The following is a 19442-nucleotide window of genomic DNA, read 5'->3' on the forward strand; positions in this document are numbered from 1 at the left end:
CAGGGTTACTTGGGGCCGCGAGATTCTTCGCTTCGCTCTGAATGACATTCCTGCTTCCCAGCCTTTGCTGCACTCCCTTCTTTCTACGCGCTTCTCTTTCCACTCCTTTCTAAAGTGCCTAACTTGGCACCAAAGCGGCCAGCGTCGCGTTCGGCCGTTTCCACCCCGTTTCCTCTACTCCGCTCCCACCCCGCATGATTGCTTACGTTGACGGCAAGCTCGCCTACAAAGACCCCGCCCAGGCTATTCTCGACGTGCAGGGCATCGGCTACGAAATCCGGATTTCACTGGCCACCTATGCCAAGCTGCCGGCCGAGGAAGAGAAAATCAAGCTCTACACCTACCAGCACATCAAGGAAGACGGGCAGACGCTCTACGGCTTCCTCGACCCCAACGAAAAGGCGCTGTTTATGCTGCTGATTTCGGTGTCGGGCATCGGGCCGGGCACGGGCATCGTGATGGTGTCGTCGATGTCGGTGGGGGAAATCCGGCAGGCCATTGTGAGCGAAGACGTACGGGCCATCCAGAGCATCAAGGGCGTGGGCCCCAAAACGGCCCAGCGCGTAATTCTGGAGCTCAAAGACAAGCTGCGCAAAGACGAGCTGCTGGCCAAAGCTGGCATCGATACCGTGCCACTGGCCAAGGCGCACAATACCAGCCGCTCGGAGGCGTTAGCCGCTTTAGTGATGCTGGGCTTCGCACGGGCAGCGGCCGAAAAGTCGCTCGACCAGATCCAACGCAAGCACGGCAACGACCTGACGGTAGAGGAATTGATTAAATTCGCTCTTAAGTCCGGTTAAGGATGAGTTGTTAGTTGTCAGTGATGAGTTGTTAGTGATTAGGGAATTTGCGGGGCTGAAGCCACGAAACGCAGGTCCGCCCCGGCCTCTGACAACTATTATCCAAACAGCTTAACCGACACTAACAACTGCCCACTGACAACTAACAATTAACAACTCCTCTCTCGACGGATATTGACGTTTGACTACCGGTAAGAAGTTCTCCGCCAGCGCCTTCGTGGTCCTGGTTTCGTTGGTGGCCTGGTGGTCGGAAGCCGCACCGCTGGCAGACGGCACGACGGGTGCCTTTGCGCTGGGCCAACTCTGGGCCGACTGGCTGCCGGCCGGCTTGCGGCCGGCTGGCCAATGGGGTTTCGCTGCCGATACGCCCCGCATTGATACCACCCGCTACCAGCCCGGCACCCGCCCCCGGGTAGAGCCCGCCGACCGGCGCGGCTCGCGCTTTTCGAATGAGCGGCGCCGCTCGCCGCTGGTGCTGCCACTGCCCGACAACGTGCAGCTGCAGGTGCAGCCCGACGACAGCCTCAAGAACTTCGACATCCGCGAGGGCATCGGCCAGAGCCTCGACTTCCGCGACCCCAGCCGCATGACGTTCGAGGAATACTCGCGCTGGCAGCAGCAAAAGGCCGTGCGCGACTACTTCCGCGAGCGGGCCAGCGGCGGCGGCGTAGCCGGCGACCCCAACCAGCCCGACAACCGCCGCCTGATTCCCAAGATTTACCTCGGCCCCATGGCCGACCGCATTTTTGGGGGCAGCTACGTGGATATTCGGCCCCAGGGGGCCGTAACGCTGCGCATGGGCTACCGCGGCAACCGCAACGAAAACCCCACCCTCACGCTGCGCCAGCAGCGAAATGGCGACTTCCAGTTCGATCAGAATATGAACCTCAATCTGAGCGGTCAGATTGGGCAGAAGCTGCGCCTGACGTTTAACTACGATACCAAGGCGGCCTTCGACTTCGAGAACAACATGAAGCTCGATTACACGGGCTTCGACACCGATATTATTCGCAAGGTGGAGCTGGGCAACGTGAGCCTGCCGCTCAACAACTCGCTCATCACCGGGGGCCAGAACCTGTTTGGCGTGAAGGCCCAGCTGCAGTTCGGCCGCCTCGGCGTAACCACCATTGCCAGCACCCTGCGCGGACAGGCCGATGAGGTGCGCATCCAGAACGGGGGCCAGAGCCGGCCCTTCGAAATCAAGGCCAGCCAGTACGAAAAGGACCGCCACTACTTCCTGAGCCAGGTGTTTCGGGAGCGGTACGACAACTCGTTGCGCAACCTGCCTACCATTCAGAGCGGCATCAACATCACCTACCTCGAAGTGTGGGTGACCAACGACAACCGCCAGAGCGACAACCTGCGCAACGTAGTCACGCTCATGGATGTGGCCGAGCCCCAGCGCGTGTATCGCCAGCAGTTTCTCAACGGTGCCCGCCCCAGCGCCCTGGCCGACAACCAGGCCAACAGCGAGTTGGGGGTTATCCGTGGGCTGCCGGGTTTTCGGCAGGATCTGCAGGTAGACGACAACCTGCGCGACCTGGGCCTAGATAAGAACATCGACTTTGAGCACGTGCGGGCCCGCAAGCTCGACCCGCGCGAGTACACCTATAATGCCCAGCTGGGCTACCTTTCGTTGAACACCCAGCTGCTGCCCGAGCAGGTGCTGGGCGTATCGTACCAGTATATCTACAACGGCCAGACCTACACCGTTGGCGAGATTCAAAACGACTACTCGCAGGTCGGCACCGACCAGGTGATTTTCCTGAAGATGCTGAAGGCCACCAACCCCGCCGTGGGCCTGGCCAACCCGAGCGTGAACCCAGCCAACGAGAACCTGCTGACGCGCAACCTGCCGACCTGGGATCTGATGATGAAAAACATCTATGCCCTGAACGCCCAGCAACTCAACCGCGACAAGTTCGAGCTGCAGCTAGTGTACAAGGACGATGTGACAGGCGTTGACCTGATTTCGCTGAAGGAGGGCCAGAACATTGCCAACAAGCCGCTGATTGAGGTTTTCAACCTCGACAACGTAAACCCCAATAACGACCGGAACCCCGACGGCAACTTCGACTTCTTCCCCGGCATCACCGTTGATACCGAGCTGGGCCGCATCATCTTCCCCGAAATCGAGCCGTTCGGCAGCTACCTGGCCGCCAAGTTCGATACCGCAGCCTCGCCCACCGAGCAGCAGCTGGCCCGCAAGTATGCCTACCGCGAGTTGTATAACCAGGTACAGAGCGACGCCCAGCAGATCCAGGAGAAAGACAAGTTCTATCTGCGCGGCCGCTACCAGGCCACCAGCACCGACGAGATTAACCTGCCCGGTATTGGCGTGGCCGAGGGCTCGGTGCGGGTACGCTCGGGCTCCACGCTCCTCCAGGAAGGCGTCGATTATCAGGTGTTTTATGATCAGGCCAAGGTGAAAATCCTGAACCCGGCCTACCTGAATTCGGCCAACGAGCTGCGGGTGGAGTTCGAGAAAAACGCCCTGGTGCAGGTGCAGCCCCGCAAGCTGATCGGGGCCCGGTTCGATTACCGGGTATCGTCGGATATGTTCTTCGGGGCCACGGTGCTGCACCTGCGCGAAAACCAGGCGCCCGGCATCAACCGCGTGAACATCGGCGACGAGCCGGGCAACAACACCATTTACGGCTTCGACGTGAATATGCGCCGCGAGTCGCGGGCGCTGACCCGCTACCTCAACGCGCTACCCTTCATCTCGACCAAAGAAATTTCGACGGTTTCGTTCAGTGGCGAGTTTGCCCAGCTGCTCCCCAGCCAAAGCAAGCTCGGCGACGATAAGAGCGGCGGCGAAAATGGCGTTTCGTACCTCGATGATTTCGAGAATGCGCGCACGCCCTACACGCTGGGCGGGCTGAACTCGGCGGTAGCCTGGCGACTGGGCAGCACCCCGCTGCCGCTACGTGGCGCGCCCACCGGTCTGGCTACGGCCTACAACCGCGCCAAGCTGGCCTGGTACACCATCGACCAGACCTACTACACCAACGGCCAGAGCAAGCCCGACAACATTGGCACGGGTGATTTGAAGAACCACTACATTCGCGGCATCAAGCGCGACGAGGTGTTCCCGAACCGCAACCTGGGGGCCAACGGCAACTCGTTCGAAACGACGTTCGACCTAGCCTACTTTCCCGACCAGCGGGGCCAGTATAATTACACGCCTGAATTCGACCGCACGCGGCCCACGTTTTTTGCCAGCACGACGGATGCTGCCAATGCGGCCCGGCAGGCGGCCATTTCGCGCGAAATCACCTTCGATACCGACTTCGACAACGCCAACGTGGAGTACCTGGAGTTCTGGCTCATGGACCCCTTCCTGACGGGTGAAAACGGCCGGGTAGTCGACAACGACGGGCACAACGCCAACAACACCAGCGGCGGCGACCTGTTCGTGAACCTGGGTTCGGTTTCGGAAGACGTGCTGGCCGACAACAACCGGTACGAGTTTGAGAACGGCCTGCCGGTAGAAAACCCCAGCTCCGACGCCACCAACACCGTCTGGGGCCGGGTGTCGCGCCAGCCCTTCCTCACCGACGCCTTTAACCCCGCCGCCGGGGCCCGGGCCCAGCAGGATGTGGGCCTCGATGGCATTATCGACGCGGCCGAGCAGGCCCTGCCCGAACTGCAGGGCGCTTACGCGGGTGTACCCGACCCGGCCGGCGACAACTTCCGCCACCACCTCGACCCCAGCTACGACCAGGCCAATGCCAAGGTGCTGGCTCGCTACAAGGATTTCAACGGCATGGAGGGCAACTCGTCCGAGGGCAGCCGCCTGAGCTCGACGGCCTACCCCGACAAGGAAGACCTGAACCGCGACAACGTGATTTCGGAGATTGAGCGCTACTACGAGTACCGCGTGCGCCTGCGTCCCGGCAGCCTCGAAGTGGGCCAGAACTATATCGTTGACAAGGTCACGAACAACAACGACGACACCAACGACGAGCCCGTCAGCTGGTACCAGTTCCGCATTCCCATCCGGCAGTACGACCGGGCCGTGGGCACGCCCGACGGCCAGGAATTCGGCTTCAAGTCGATTCGATTTTTGCGCCTGGCCCTCACGGGCTGGCAGCAGCCGGTGGTGCTGCGCATGGTGCAGCCCCAGTTTGTGGCCAACCAGTGGCGCCGCTACCTCACCAAAATTGCCGAGCCCGGCGGCATCCTCAACCCCGATACCGATGCCGACGAGTTCAGCATTTCGACGGTGAGCATTGAGGAAAACGGCCGCGTGGAGCAGGCCGGGGCCGGCTCGATTCCGTACCTGCTGCCGCCCAACATCCGGCGCGACCAGGAGTTCGGCTCGACTACTACCAGCCGCCTGCAGAACGAGCAGAGCCTGCGCCTGGTGGTGGGCGGCCTGCGCGACGGTTTCGCTAAGGCAGCCTACAAAAACCTGACGGTAAACATGCTGCGCTACAAGCGCCTGAAGCTGTTTCTGCACGCCGAAACCCAGGACCGCAACCTGCGCAGCGGCCAGGCCCGCGGCTTCGTGCGCCTGGGCACCGACTACACCCAGAACTACTACGAGTACGCGCTGCCACTGGAGCTCACGCCCCAGCCCACCGGCGCGGGGGCCAGCTACACCGTCGACCAGGTGTGGCCAGTTGCCAACCGCATCGACCTGACGCTGCAGGATTTGATTGACGCCAAGTCGGCCCGCAACAAGGCCGGCGTGAGCTACGGCACCCCCTACGTGGTGCAACTGGCCAACGGCAACACCATTACGGTAGTCGGCAACCCCGATCTATCGTCGGTGCAGGGCGCGATGATTGGCGTGCTGAACCCCGGCGACGATGGCGCGAGCCAGTCGCTGACGCTGTGGGCCAACGAGCTGCGGGTATCCGAGTTTGAGAACGAAAGCGGCTGGGCCGCCACTGCGCGCTTCAATACCAAGCTGGCCGACATTGCCAACATTACGGCTACCGGCAGCTACGTAACCACCGGTTTCGGCGGCCTGCAGGACCGACCCCAGCAGCGCTCCATCGATAATATTCTGCGCGGCGACGTGAATGCCACCGTGGCGGCCGACAAGTTTTTCCCGGAGAAGCTGGGCCTGCGCGTGCCGGTGCTGCTGCAGGCCGGCATTGAAAGCCGCTCGCCCAAGTACGACCCGCTCGACCCCGACACCCGCCTGGAGCAGAGCCTGGAGAAGTTTGAGGATGCCGACGAGCGCGCCGCCTACCGCCGCGAGGTAATCGACCAGACCAGCCAGCGCAGCATTTCGCTGCTGAACGTGCGCAAGGAGCGCACCAACCCCGAGAAGAAGGTGCAGCCCTGGGACGTGGAAAACCTGGCCCTGAGCTACTCGCTGACCGAGCGCACCCACACCGACATCCGCACCGACCGCGACTACACCCGCACCTACACCGGCGCGTTGGCTTACGTGTACCAGGCCAACCCCAAAAACTACACGCCGCTTGCCAAGGTAAAGGCCTTCGACTCGCCTTACCTGGCCCTGTTCAAGGAAGTCAACTTCACCCCCTTGCCCTCACGCTTCTCGTTCCGGGCCGACCTGGACCGGCGCTACAACGAGCGGTTTTTGCAGCGTACCCTCGAGCCCGGCCAGGTGCCCGTGCGGGGCAATATTCCGGGCGTGTTCCAGAAGGTGTTCTATTTCAGCCGCATTTACGATTTGCGCTGGGACCTGACCAAAGCGCTGGCTTTCGACTACACGGCCACCAACCGGGCCGTAGTGGATGAGGGTCCCGGCACTACCCTCGGCGAATCGCAGATTGCCCGGGACAACCGCCAGCAGCTGCGCGACAACCTACTGCGCGGCGGCCGCACCACCAACTTCAACCAGACCGTCGCCCTCACCTACCGCCTGCCGCTCGACAAGTTCCCGCTGACCGACTGGCTTTCGGCCGATGCCCGCTACGCTGCCACCTACGGCTGGCAGGCCGCTTCCACGGCCCTGCGCCGCCCCGCCAACCCGGCCAACCCCGCCGATACGGCTACCGTGCCACTGAACCTGGGCAACACCATTCAGAACACCGGCGAGCTGAGCGCCAACGGCAAGATTGATTTGGTGAAGCTCTACAACAAGGTGCGCTTCCTCAACATCATCAACAACGCGCCGCCTCCCGGCCAGCAGCCCGCCGAGCCTAAAATCGCCAAGCCCGGCGTGGTTGGGGCCGCCGGCGCGGGTCCTGAAACCGCCGAGGCCGACTCGGCCAAAGGCCCCGAGTTCCGAGCCCTGAAAGCCGTGCTCCGCTCCCTGATGACGGCCCGCTCGCTTAACTTCACCTACGTACGCTCCAACGGTACGCTGCTGCCCGGCTATCTGCCCGACACCCGCTTTTTAGGCTTCGATAACGGGTTCAACGCGCCGGGCCTGCCCTTCATCCTGGGCCAGCAGCAGGACCTTGATGGCCTGTTCAGCAAAGCCTACGGCAACGGCTGGTACACCGACCAGAGCCAGTACCTCAACGCCCCGCTCAGCTCGCTGCTCACCGAGGCCCTAACGCTGCGCACCACCCTAGAGCCCATCCGCGACTTCAACATTCAGCTCGATGCCCGCCGCAACCTCGTGCGCAGCCGCCAGGTTTTCTACCGCCGGCTCGTAGACGATGACTTCGTGCCCGTAGCTGACCCCACGCCCACCGCCAGTAATCCGCTGGGCAATGGCACATTCAGCACCTCGTTCATTGCCATTCAAACGATATTCGGCGACCTGAGCCGCGCCGGTACTATGTCGAAGGCGTTTGAGCGTTTCGTGGCAAACCGCGAGGTAATCCAGCAGCGGCTGACTGCGGCCAACCAAACCCCGGGTGATGGTGTCTATGGCTACAACTCGCAGGATGTACTGCTGCCGGCATTTATCGACGCCTACAAGGGCCGCTCATCGGATGGCTACAAGGCCGAGAAGTTCAAGCCCTTCGCCCAGCTGCCGCTACCCAACTGGAACATCAGCTACAACGGCCTGTCCGAAATACCGTTTGTACAGCGCTACTTCCGCTCGTTCCGCCTCAACCACGTGTATGGCTCCAGCTACAACATTGCCGGCTACAGCACTACGGTCGATTATGAAAAGGAGCCTGATGGTCTCTCGACTGTCCTCAATAACGCCAACCGCTTCGTGCCCTACTACATCATCGGGCAGGTAACCATTGCCGACCGGCTGGCCCCGCTCATCGGGGTTGACTTCCAGACTACCAGCCGCCTCACTGGCCGCCTGGAGTACCGCATCGACCGCACCATTGGCCTGAACTCGACCGTGGCCCAGGTAACCGAGCTGCGCCGCAACGACATCGTGATTGGGGTGGGTTTTGCCACCAACAAGTTTCGGCTGCCCTTCAAAATCGGGGGCGAGCAGCGCGTATTGCGCAACGAACTCAACGCCCGCCTCGACCTCAGCATCAGCGAGAACTACGCCATCCAGCGCACCATTTTGGATGTGGTAGACCCTGTGGATGCTAGAGATGCCACACCTACCGAGCCGGCCAAGGTGACTAGCATCGGGCGGGCCTCCAGCCAGGTAACGGCCGGCACCCGCCAGGTACAGCTGCGCCCCACCGTCGATTACGTGCTCAACCAGCGCCTGAATCTGCAGTTCTTCTTCACCCAGAACATCACAACCCCCAAAACCGGCAACGCCTTCAAAAACACCTCCACCGAAGCCGGCATCCAACTCCGCTACAGCCTGTCGCAGTAGGTGAAATGGTGAGATGATGAAATCAGGGACTTAGAAAGAACGTCACTCTGAGCGCAGCGAAGAATCTATCGTGCTGCCGCTGCAATGCTGACGCAATGACTTGCGGGAAATTCTTCGCTGCGCTCAGAGTGACGTTCTTTCTAAGTCCCTAATTTCCCTGTACTTTTGAAGCGGCGCGCGGCGCGCCTCGCTTTTCAGTTCATTCCCTAAGCACCATCCCATGAATCTGCCCGCCTCCCTGAAGTATTCCAAAGAGCACGAGTGGGTCCGCGTTGAGGGCGACGTGGCCTACATCGGCATCACCGAACACGCCCAGAAAGAGCTCGGCGACATCGTGTACGTCGACATCGACACCATTGACAAAGAGGTATCCCAGAACGACGTGTTTGGTACCGTAGAAGCCGTTAAAACGGTTTCCGACCTGTTCAGCCCCCTCAGCGGCACCGTGCTCGAAGTAAATAACAAGCTCGACGGCAACCCCGAGCTGGTGAATTCCGACCCCTACGGCGACGGCTGGATCATCAAGCTCTCGATAAGCGACGCCTCCGAGCTGGACAACCTGCTCACGTCTGAAACCTACGGGGAGCTGGTAGGCGCCTAAGCGCCGCTGCTACCGTTGGCTTTGCCTTCCGAAACGCCGCCCATGCCGCGTCGGCGCCCTCTGGTAGGGCTGCCGCTGGCGTGGGCGGCGTTTATTTTGGTGAGCACCCTCACGCCCGCCGCCGATATGCCCGTAACGCCCCATTGGGAGTTACTTTCCTTCGACACGGCTGCCCACGCCGGCGTGTTCGGCGTGCTCACGATGCTGGCCACCTTCTCGGCCCGGCGGCAACGGTGGTCGAGGTGGTGGCAGACACAAGCCTTCCGCGTAGTACTCACCCTGGCAGTGGGCCTGGGCGCGCTGGTCGAAATGCTGCAGCACCTGCTGGCCATGGGCCGCCACGGCGAGTGGTCCGACCTGTTCAGCGACGCCCTGGGCGCGGCAGCCGGCACCGCCTTCATGTGGTTTACCCGTCGTTTCTGGCAGTGAGATTCCTTAGCTGACAGCTTTCGTTGCGAAAGCCAGCGCCCGGTGGGGTGAGGCTTGTTGCCACTGTAGTTTCACCTGAGCCCTGACTATGCCGTTGCCGATACACTTCCCCCTGTTTTCTGCCGCCCGCCCCCTGGCGGCCCTGGGTCTGCTGCTCGGCAGCACGCTGGCCTGCCTTACTCCAACAACGGCGCAGGACATGGCCCGCACCCGGCAGACGATTGATCGGCTCACGGCCTCCGACCTGCACGGCCGGGGTTACGTGAGCGGCGGCGAGCAACGGGCCGCGGCTTACCTGCAGGACCGCTTTTGCGCGCTGGGCCTGCAGCCGCTGGCCCCCGACTATTACCAGTTCTTCACGCTGCCCGTTAACACCTTTCCCGGCCGCGCCGAGTTGAGCGCCGATGGCCAGTCGCTACGTCCCGGCCTCGATTTCATTGCTGCCCCCCACTCGGGGCCCGGCGAAGTGCGCGGCCCGGTGTATCAGCTCGATTCTTTGGTTTTCGCGCAGCCTGCAGCCCAGCAGAAGCTGCTGGCCATGCCGCTGGCCAAGGCGGTACTGGTACTAACCCAGGCCCAGGCCGGGCGGCTGGCTGAACTGCCGCCCGAGGTGCAGGCACACTTGGCCACGGCCGCCGCACAGCTCACGCTGGTACCCGGCAAGCTCACGGCCGGCATAGCCGGCGAGCAGTCCCTGCGGCCCCGGCTGGAAGTACGGGCCGCTGCCTGGCCCGCCACTGCCCGCACCGTGCGCCTGCATCTCGATGCCCGCCTGCATCCCGCCTACCGCACCCAGAACGTGGTTGGCTACTTACCCGGTACCGCCCGCCCCGATTCGTTCGTGGTAGTATCGGCGCATTACGACCACTTGGGCCGGCTGGGGCGCGACACCTACTTCCCGGGGGCCAACGACAACGCTAGTGGCGTGGCTATGCTATTGGAGTTGGCGGCCTACTATGCCCGCCCCGAAAACCGCCCGGCTTACTCGGTGGCCTTCCTGGCTTTCGGAGCCGAGGAAGCCGGCTTGGTAGGCTCGAGCTACTTTGTCGAGCACCCGCTGATACCGCTGCCCGCCATTCGGGTGCTGGCCAACCTTGACCTGCTGGGTACCGGCGGTGAGGGCCTTACCGTTGTAAACGGGCGAGTATTCGAAGACCAGTTTGCGCGGTTGCAGCGCCTGAACGCAACGGGCAATTACATAACCTCATTGGCTGCCCGCGGCCGGGCCGCTAACTCCGACCATTTCCCCTTCTCAGAGCGCGGCGTGCCGGCCCTGTTCTTCTATACCCGCGGCGGCATTACGGCCTACCACGATGTGCAGGACCGACCCGAAACCCTACCTCTCACGGCCTTCCGCGGCGTTTTTGGTTTATTGCGCGACTTTTTGAACGACGCGGGCGCAGCTCCCGGCAAATGAGACTATGAAGCTATTTAGGAAGTACCTGAAATCAATCAGAACGTCATGCTGAGCTTGTCGAAGCATCTCTACCGCTTCGCTGAGCGACTGTAACGAAACGGTAGAGATGCTTCGGCTGCGCGGACGCCAGATGAAGCATGACGTCCTTTTGACTTTCTAAACAGCTTATATAACAAGTAAACCGAGTATCATCCTTCATTCCGCCAGAATGATTGCCGCCCAAGATTCTTCCTGACGATAGGATTGCCATTGCACGCGGAACTCCTCGCTCCGCTCAGCACGGCACTCGTCTAGCGTCATATTCTATACGCCCTAAAAGCACTTCACCCGGAATCTACCTTGCGGTGAATTCCGGGTGAAGTGCTTTTAAACTGTGGGGGCCGACAAGCGGCGACGCTTTAGCTGTTGCTTTTGAACGAGCCCATGATTTGCTTGGCTACGTTCTCCCACTCAGGCTTCTGGCGGTCGGCACAGGTGAAAGTGCACATCAGCAGCTTGCCTTCCACATCGGTGAAGAAGATGAAGGTGTACGACTCGCGGCCCAGCTCCGGCTTCATCAGCTCGAGGTAGCCCACTTTGCGGCCGCTCACTTCTTTTACACCGTGGCTGAACCATTTAGCCTCCTTGTACTGCTTGGTGTAGATCTTGTAGAAGTTGTCGTGGTACATGTCCATCATGTCCTGATCCGCCGTGTTATCGGTGTAGGAAAAGGCCAGACTAACTTCCTTGTTGTTGGTGTAGATGACGCTCGGACGGCTCTGCGACTTGGCGTAGTTGAAGTCCATCTGCTCCTCGCTCATCACATCAAACCCCTTAGGGATGAGGATTTCAACCCGCTCACTCAGAACGCGTTTTTTGATCAGCTCCACCTCGGCGAAAGGACGGGCTGCCATCAGCAGCACCATCAGGAAGAGTACGGGTAAGGTAAGTAGTGCTTTTTTCATAGAAGTAGGCTGAAAAAAGATGGGTTGCTAAGTGAGGTAATCCAGCGGCAAGGCGTTTGCCGGGCTGCTTGGATAACACAATTTACGATTAAAAATTCGAAGCGCAAGTCATTGTGTAAAAAACAACCTGCTTTCGGGCTTGCTTAGGCGTTTTGAGTGGCCATTAATGCCACTTCAGTGAGGTTACTAGCGGTTTAAGTCAGAAGAATTATTTTTATGTAATATAAGTGAATACTTGAAAATATTCAACACAGTATCGGGAACAGCCTATACATAACAATGTTCTTAAAGTTATATTAGTCAGTTACGCTGGCCAGCTCGTTTCGGTTTTGGCACTAGAGAATATTGTTGATCTGCTCCTTGATTTTCTCCAGTTCTTCCTTCATGCTCACAACCAAATGCTGCATGGTCGAGTCGTTGGCTTTGGAACCGATGGTGTTTATCTCACGACCAATTTCCTGCGAAATAAACGCTAATTTCTTGCCTGTGGGTTCGGGCAACCCGGCCGTTTCGATGAAGTAGCGCAAATGGTTGCCCAACCGCACCTTTTCCTCGGCAATGTCAAGCTTCTCAATATAGTGCAGAATCTCCTGCTCGAAGCGGATGCTGTTAAAATGCTCGTTGGCCGAGATGTCGGCCAGGTGGCTTTGCAGGCGCTGGCGCACCTGGGCCACACGGCTGGGGTCGTGGCGCTCTACCTCGGCCAGCAGCCGGCTGATGTGCTCTACGTAGCCCAGGATTTCGGTGGTGAGAGCCCGGCCCTCGGCGCGGCGGAATTCGTGCAGGCGCTCCAGCGCCTCGTGCAGCAGTGGCAACAGCTCGTCCCAGCTGGTTTCGGTTTCCAGGGGCTCGGCGGTGGCAGTAGTATCGGCGGCGGGCAGGCGCAGCGCCCCGGGCAGGGCGTGGGCCACGGCCGTTACCTGGTCGAAGGACAGGCCGGTGCGCAGGCTTAGGGCCTGCAACTCCTGGCAGGCGGCCGTTAGGGCCGCTTCATTCACAATAGACCCACCCGTGGCCGTAGCGCGGGGGCGCGTGAAATCGAGGTTGAGATTGACTTTGCCCCGCACCAGGCTTTTAGCCAACAGGTTACGGATTTCCAGCTCCTTGTCTTGCAGAAAGCGGGGCAGGCGCAGGGTGAGGTCGAAGCTTTTGGAGTTGAGCGACTTGATTTCGACTGTAGCAGCGTAGTGGTCGGTTTCGCGGGTGGCGATTCCGTAGCCGGTCATGGACTGGAGCATGGGCAGAGACAGGGGTAATTGGGGCCGCGAAAGTAGTTCTTTCGGCGGGCAGATGGGCGGCAATCCGTGGTAGTAACACAAACATAACGGCTGCGCAATATTAGCATAACAGGCCCAGGGTACTTTTGTAAAACTCTTTTCGAGCCTTGTATGCAACGCACGCTTATCCTGTTTTTCCTGCTGATAACCAGCTCACTGGCCTGGGCCCAGCAAGCCACACTGAGCGGAACGATTCGTGATAAAAAAACCGGCGAGGGCGCCATCGGGGCCACCGTCATCATAACCGGCACCACCCAGGCCGCCCCCGTCGAGCTCGATGGCACGTACCGGCTCCTGGCCGCGCCGGGCACCTATACCATCAGTGTCCAGTCGATTGGCTATAAGCCGCTCACTTTCCCGGGCATCGTGCTGCGAGATGGCCAGACGACTACGCTCAACGGTGCGCTTGAGGAAAGTAGCCAGACGCTGGGCGAAGTGGTGGTGACGGGCCAGAAGCAGACCGGCACCGAAGTGGCCCTGCTCCAGGATCTGAAGAAATCGGAAGTGGTGGTGAGTGGCATGAGTTCCGACCAGATTGTGAAGACGCTGGACCGCGACGCGGCCGAAGTGGTGAAGCGCATTCCGGGCGTAACTATCCAGAACAACTCGTTTATCGTGATTCGGGGGCTGGCCGAGCGCTACAACACGGTGCTGCTCAACGATGCCCTCACGCCCTCGTCGGAGGTAGATACCCGCTCCTTCTCGTTTGATATTCTGCCTTCGTCGGTGATTGACCGGATTCTGATTTTCAAGTCGGGCGCCCCGGAGCTGCCGGGCGAGTTTGGGGGCGGCGCGGTGAAAGTGTACACCAAGAACTCGGTGCTCGAAAACACGACCAGCCTGTCGGTATCGGCCTGGCACCGGGCGGGCACCACGTTCAAGAGCGGCTACCAGCAGAGCCCGCAGCGCAGTAGCACCCAATGGGCGGGCTACGACGGCGGCGAGCGGAAGATGCCCACCACGATAGGCACCGAGCCCTACGACAGCCAGAACCCGCTTAGCGACGCCCAGCTGCTACAGGCTGCCCGCGCCCTCGATAATAACTGGAAGCCCCGGCTGAGCACCGCTCTACCCGACCTGCGCGCCTCGTTGGGCCTGACGCGCAAGTATGAGCTTGGGCGCGCCCAGCTGAGCAACGTCACGTCGGTGTCGTACTCGAATACCCACCAGCAGTACCAGGTGCAGCGGCAGCGGCTGGAAACGGGCACCGGCAACTACATCTACAACTACACCGACGAGCAGGCCCAGACCGCCAGCCGGCTGGGCGTGATTCATAACTGGCAGGTGCGCCTGAGCGACAACCACCGGCTGGAGCTGCGCAACTTCCTCAACCAGTATGGCACCGACGAGGTAACCCACCGCACGGGCCTCGACTTTGCTCAGGGCGGCGACGGCCGGGCCCGCGACAACCACGCGCTGCACTACCAGAGCCGCACGATTTACTCGGGCCAGCTGGCCGGCACCCACGAGCTGGGCGCGGCCAAGAACTCGACCCTGACCTGGCAGTCGGGTTACAACTACGTGTTCCGCAATGAGCCCGACTACCGCCGCTACCGCACCGGCAGCGACGTGCCGCTGCCCGGCGACCCTACCCCGCCTTTCCAGGTCGAAATCAGTCAGATTGGCTCGCAGCAGGATGTATCGTCGTACTACTCGCGGCTGCGCGAAGACACCTACATGGGCAGCGGGCAGTGGGAGCAGCGCCTGAGCGGCCGCGATACCACCCGCGAAAGCCAGTACAAGCTGCGCGCCGGCTTCTACACCGAATATAAGGAGCGCAGCTACGCCAGCCGCTTTTTCTCCTTCGTGCCAGCCCGGCCGGCGCGCTTCAACTACGACCTGCTACAGCTGCCGATTGAAACGATTTTCTCGCCCGAAAATATCGACCCCAACACCGGTTTCACGCTGCGCGAAGGCACTGGCGACGAAGACAGCTACCGCGCCGACAACCTGCTGGCGGCCGGTTACCTGAGCGCCGTGGCCCCGGTGTCGGATAAGTTCAGCGTGTCGGGCGGGGTGCGGATGGAGTATAACCGCAAGTTTTTGCGCTCGGGCCTGGCCAGCGCCGCGCCCTACGAGGAGCAGCGCACGTTTTTCCTGCCCTCGCTCAACAGCACCTACAACTTCAATCTGCGCAGCCTGCTACGGCTGGCGGGCAGCGTTACGCTCAATCGCCCCGAGTTCCGCGAGGTGGCCGGCTACGCTTACTACGATTTCAACAACAACGCCCTCATAAAGGGCAACCGCGACCTGCGCACGGCCAAAATCTACAACGCCGACCTGCGCTACGAGTTCTACCCCACCAAGGCCGAGCTGCTATCGGTGGGCGTGTTCTACAAGAAATTCAACAACGCCATCGAGCAGGTAACCGGCTCGACAACCGGCAGCACGCTGGAGCTGGGCTTCGTAAATGCCCGCAGCGCCTACGATGTGGGCGTGGAGGTGGAAGCCCGCAAAGGTCTGGCCGACATCACCGAAAACCGGTTTCTGCAGCACTTCGCCTTTGTACTGAACGCCTCGCTGATTAAGAGCCGGGTAACGCTGAGCGACGATGAGCAGCTGGCCGGCAACCTCAACCAGCGTGCGTTGCAGGGCCAGTCGCCCTACGTGGTGAATACGGGCGTTTTTTACCAGGATGATGCCCGGGGCTGGCAGGTGTCGGCGCAGTACAATGTTATCGGGCCGCGGATTCTGTTCGCGAGCAGCAACACTCAGAACTTCACCATTTTCGAGCTTTCCCGCCACGTTATCGACCTGGCGGCTACCAAGAGCGTGGGCCAGCACCTGAGCGTGCGGGTGGGCATTCAGGACCTGCTCAACCAGCATACCCGCCAGTACTACGACTCGAACCGCGACGGCAGAATTACGGGGGCCGACGGAGGCGCGTTTGCCCGCTTCCGCCGCGGCCAATACTCCACCGTGGGCCTGACTTACCAGTTTTAACGGTGTAGGGGCGAGGCTTAGCTTCGCCCCTACACCGTTCTTCTGCCTCGCATAACACAACCTTTCGGTAACCCAATGATAACGGCCCGCTAACGCCCCTGCGCTGCCGCTGCCGGACCTTTGCAGGGTAAAAAATCCACTCGTTTTCACCTCACTTCTTTCCGTTGATGCTATGAAAAAGATTGTACTCTCGCTGGCGCTGGCCGCCGCTGCCGTTGCCGGCGCCAGTTCCGCTGCGCAGGCCCAGACGACCTGCCCCGTGGCCCCGGCCCCGGTAGTGGTGGAGGGCTCGATTACGACCAACACCACCTGGACGGCCGACCGCGTGTACCTGCTCAAAGGCTTCGTGTTCGTGGAAAGCGGCGCGACGCTCACCATTCAGCCGGGCACCATCATCAAGGGCGATAAAGCCTCGAAGGGCACGCTTACCATCAAGCAGGGCGCTAAGATTGAGGCCCGCGGGACGGCGACCAAACCGATAGTGTTCACCTCGAACCAGGCTCCCGGCGAGCGGGACCGGGGCGACTGGGGTGGTCTGATTCTGGCCGGCAAGGCTCCGCAGAACATTCCGGCGGCCCCCGGCCAGCCGTTGCCCAAGCTGGAAGGCGGCCTGACGCCCGACACCTTTTTCGGTGGCACCGACCCCAACGATAACTCGGGCGTGCTGCAGTATGTGCGCATCGAGTTTCCGGGCATTGCCTTCACCACCGACAACGAAATCAACGGCCTGACGCTGGCCGGCGTGGGCGCAGGCACCACCATTGACCACATTCAGGTATCGTATTCCGGCGACGACTCTTTCGAGTGGTTCGGGGGCACGGTGAACGCCAAGTACCTGATTGCCTTGCGCGGCACCGACGATGAGTGGGACACCGACAACGGCTTCGCGGGCAAGGTGCAGTTTGGCCTGGCCCTGCGCGACCCCAACATTGCCGACGTATCGGGCTCCAACGGCTTCGAGTCGGACAACGACGCCAACGGCTCGGCCAACAGCCCCCAGACGGCCCCGGTTTTCTCCAACATAAGCAACTTCATTGCCCCCGCTACCGGCACGCTCAACAGCAACTACAGGCGCGGGATGCACATCCGACGCAACTCGGCCCTGAGCGTGTACAACTCGGTTATTTCGGGCTACCCAGTGGGGCTGCTGCTCGACGCTTCGGCCAGCGAGGGCAATGCCACCAGCGGAGCGCTGCAACTGCGTAACAACGTGTTTGCCGGCTACGCCGATAACCGCGTGGCTAATGTACTAACGAGCAGCACCTACGACGCCAAGAAATTTCTGACCGACAATGGTAATGACATCACCTCGACCGTAGCCGACCTGAACCTAGCCGTCGAGAACTTCAACCTAACCAGCCCTTTCTTCCAGCCCAAGGCCACCTCGAAGCTGGGAACCGGGGCCGCCTTCACGGGTAAGGCCGCCGATGCCTTCTTCGACAAGGTAAGCTACCGCGGGGCCTTCGCGCCGGAAGGTGCCACCGGCCCCAACACCGGCAACTGGGCCGCCGGCTGGACCAACTTCAACCCCCAGATAACCTGCTACAACGCCCCGGGCCTGACGTTGGCCACCAACCCGGCTTCCGACCAAGTGCAGCAGCTGACCGTGGTGCCCAACCCCAGCACCGGCCCGGCCGAGCTGCGCTTCGGCCTGCGCCGCAACGCCACGGCCACGGTGCAGCTGTTCGACCTGACCGGCCGCCAGGTAGCCACCGTGCTGGCCGACGGCCAGCTGCGCACCGGAAACCAGGCCCTACGCCTGCCCGATAACCTGCAGGCCGGCGTGTACCTGGCCACGGTGACCACCAACGAAACCCGCCAGTCGGTGCGCTTTGTGGTGGTGCGTTAGTAGTTGTATTAACGTGAGGTATTCAGGTTCTTAATTTACTGCGGCGGAGCCCGCACTGTTAGGGTACACCTATACTGGCCTATTTATTTCGAGCCGGCTACCCCAGGGTAGCCGGCTCTTTTATTGCGGATAAGGCCGGCGCACTATTGCAGCTTGGCATAACTTTACCCCCGTGTCTGCTTCCTCTTTGCCCCTGCCCCCATTACGCGTTCTGCACCTGCCCAAGTGGTATCCGCACCGCTACGACGACCAGGATGGCGACTTTGTGGCCCGGCACGTGGCCGCCATTGCCGCCACCGATGCGCCACAGCAGCCACTGCAGAGCGCCGTGGTGTTTGCGGCCGTAGCGCGGGGGCCGCTTGGCAGCATCATCGAAAGTGAAGTAGACTTGAGCGGCCCGGTGCCCACCTGGCGCTACTACTACCGCGCCCGCCTTACGGGGCTGGCCCCGCTGGATAAGCTGCTGAAACTGGGTTTGTGGCTGGTGTGCATGGGCAAGGGCTGGCGGGCCGTGCGCCGGCATTGGCAGGGCCAACGGCCCGATATTGCACACGCCCATATCATGCTGCGCACCGCGGCATTGGCGCTGGCGCTGAAGTGGCGCTACCAGATTCCGTATTTGATTACCGAAAACTGGACCGCCTTTCTGCCCGTGAATGCCCACCGGCTAAGCTGGTGGCGCGGCTGGCTGGCCGGGCGGCTGGTGAGCCAAGCAGCCGCCTTCACCCCCGTTTCCGACGACCTGAAACGCGCCCTGGAGCGGCTGGGCGGCCGGGCCCGGCAAACTGTCATCATCCCCAATGTGGTGGATACCGACCGGTTCGGGCTGCCTGCCGAGGCCGGCCAACGCCGGGGCCTGCTGAACGTGGCCGCCTTCAACGAGCAGGCCAAAAACCTGAGCGGCACGCTGCGCACCGTAGCCCGGCTGCGCACCAATCACCCAGAGCTGCACCTGCGCATTGCCGGCTACGGTCCGGCCGAGGCGCAGATGCACCAACTGGCCGCCGAGCTGGGTTTGCTGGCCGATGGCACGGTGGAGTTTCTGGGCAAGCTGACCTCGGAGCAGGTGGCCGCCGAAATGCGCCGTGCCCAGGCCTTCGTGCTGTTTTCCAACTACGAAAACCTGCCCTGCGTGCTGATTGAGGCCCAGGCCAGCGGCCTGCCCGCCGTGGCCACCCGCGTGAATGGCGTACCCGAGCTGCTACCACCTGATGGCTCGGCCGGCCTGTTGGTAGAGCCCGGCAACGAGCAGGCGCTTTACGCCGCCCTGCTGGAAGTGCTACAGGCTCCGGCCGGCCGCTTCAACGAGCAGCAGATGCGCGCAACGGCCCTGGCTCGTTTCAGCTACCCGGCCGTGGGCGCTACCTTCCGGCAGGTATACGCGGGCATCAGGAGCAGCAAATAGCCCCGGCTTCGGCAGAGCATTCAGCGCGAAGCCGCGCGGGCGGCTTCGCGCTGAATGACGTTCTTGCGGCCGACACCCGCTCTGGTTGAACTCCATTTC

10 protein-coding genes are annotated in these 19442 nt (G+C 61.5%); 8 read left to right on the forward strand and 2 right to left on the reverse strand.

From position 1 onward, the window contains the following. Positions 1-194: 194 nt before the first annotated feature. The 5 genes from ruvA (at position 195) to HW554_RS03285 (ending at position 10925) form a co-directional block, all read left to right on the forward strand. On the forward strand, positions 195-800 hold the full coding sequence (ruvA, locus tag HW554_RS03265; protein ID WP_176906920.1) for a Holliday junction branch migration protein RuvA: 606 nt from the start codon (positions 195-197) through the stop codon (positions 798-800). Between the two features lie 181 nt (positions 801-981). Further along, on the forward strand, positions 982-8478 hold the full coding sequence (sov, locus tag HW554_RS03270; RefSeq protein WP_246285081.1) for a T9SS outer membrane translocon Sov/SprA: 7497 nt from the start codon (positions 982-984) through the stop codon (positions 8476-8478). A 220-nt stretch (positions 8479-8698) separates the two neighbouring features. After that, on the forward strand, positions 8699-9079 hold the full coding sequence (gcvH, locus tag HW554_RS03275) for a glycine cleavage system protein GcvH (RefSeq protein ID WP_176906921.1): 381 nt from the start codon (positions 8699-8701) through the stop codon (positions 9077-9079). Positions 9080-9121: 42 nt separating this feature from the next. Further along, a complete protein-coding gene (locus HW554_RS03280; protein WP_176906922.1) occupies positions 9122-9508 on the forward strand; it encodes a VanZ family protein in 387 nt (128 codons plus the stop codon). 88 nt (positions 9509-9596) lie between these two features. After that, positions 9597-10925: a M28 family metallopeptidase gene (locus tag HW554_RS03285; protein ID WP_176906923.1), complete on the forward strand. Its 1329-nt coding sequence runs from the start codon at positions 9597-9599 to the stop codon at positions 10923-10925. Positions 10926-11323: 398 nt separating this feature from the next. Here the strand turns inward: HW554_RS03285 and HW554_RS03290 are convergent, their stop codons facing one another. Then, a complete protein-coding gene (locus HW554_RS03290; protein WP_176906924.1) occupies positions 11324-11869 on the reverse strand; it encodes a hypothetical protein in 546 nt (181 codons plus the stop codon). Positions 11870-12204: 335 nt separating this feature from the next. Then, on the reverse strand, positions 12205-13107 hold the full coding sequence (locus HW554_RS03295; RefSeq protein ID WP_176906925.1) for a YicC/YloC family endoribonuclease: 903 nt from the start codon (positions 13105-13107) through the stop codon (positions 12205-12207). Positions 13108-13257: 150 nt separating this feature from the next. Here HW554_RS03295 and HW554_RS03300 point away from each other — a divergent pair, with 150 nt between their 5' ends. The 3 genes from HW554_RS03300 to HW554_RS03310 all read left to right on the forward strand — a co-directional run bounded on the left by HW554_RS03300 (position 13258) and on the right by HW554_RS03310 (position 19343). Further along, positions 13258-16089 carry a TonB-dependent receptor gene (locus tag HW554_RS03300; protein WP_176906926.1) on the forward strand — a complete coding sequence of 944 codons (2832 nt, stop codon included), beginning with the start codon at positions 13258-13260 and terminating at the stop codon, positions 16087-16089. 172 nt (positions 16090-16261) lie between these two features. Continuing rightward, on the forward strand, positions 16262-17938 hold the full coding sequence (locus tag HW554_RS03305; RefSeq protein ID WP_176906927.1) for a T9SS type A sorting domain-containing protein: 1677 nt from the start codon (positions 16262-16264) through the stop codon (positions 17936-17938). A gap of 172 nt (positions 17939-18110) precedes the next feature. Further along, positions 18111-19343, forward strand: coding sequence for a glycosyltransferase (locus HW554_RS03310; RefSeq protein ID WP_176906928.1), 1233 nt, complete (start codon positions 18111-18113; stop codon positions 19341-19343). Positions 19344-19442 lie beyond the last annotated feature (99 nt).

This window comes from Hymenobacter lapidiphilus, assembly GCF_013377885.1.
Classification (GTDB): domain Bacteria; phylum Bacteroidota; class Bacteroidia; order Cytophagales; family Hymenobacteraceae; genus Hymenobacter; species Hymenobacter lapidiphilus.

Bases quoted from the DNA above. Each gene is read 5' to 3' on its own strand.
- HW554_RS03300 (WP_176906926.1), top strand. From the start codon at position 13,258: ATGCAACGCACGCTTATCCTGTTTTTCCTGCTGATAACCAGCTCACTG.
- ruvA (WP_176906920.1), top strand. From the start codon at position 195: ATGATTGCTTACGTTGACGGCAAGCTCGCCTACAAAGACCCCGCCCAG.
- gcvH (WP_176906921.1), top strand. From the start codon at position 8,699: ATGAATCTGCCCGCCTCCCTGAAGTATTCCAAAGAGCACGAGTGGGTC.
- HW554_RS03280 (WP_176906922.1), top strand. From the start codon at position 9,122: ATGCCGCGTCGGCGCCCTCTGGTAGGGCTGCCGCTGGCGTGGGCGGCG.
- HW554_RS03290 (WP_176906924.1), bottom strand. From the start codon at position 11,869: ATGAAAAAAGCACTACTTACCTTACCCGTACTCTTCCTGATGGTGCTG.
- HW554_RS03295 (WP_176906925.1), bottom strand. From the start codon at position 13,107: ATGCTCCAGTCCATGACCGGCTACGGAATCGCCACCCGCGAAACCGAC.
- HW554_RS03305 (WP_176906927.1), top strand. From the start codon at position 16,262: ATGAAAAAGATTGTACTCTCGCTGGCGCTGGCCGCCGCTGCCGTTGCC.
- HW554_RS03285 (WP_176906923.1), top strand. From the start codon at position 9,597: ATGCCGTTGCCGATACACTTCCCCCTGTTTTCTGCCGCCCGCCCCCTG.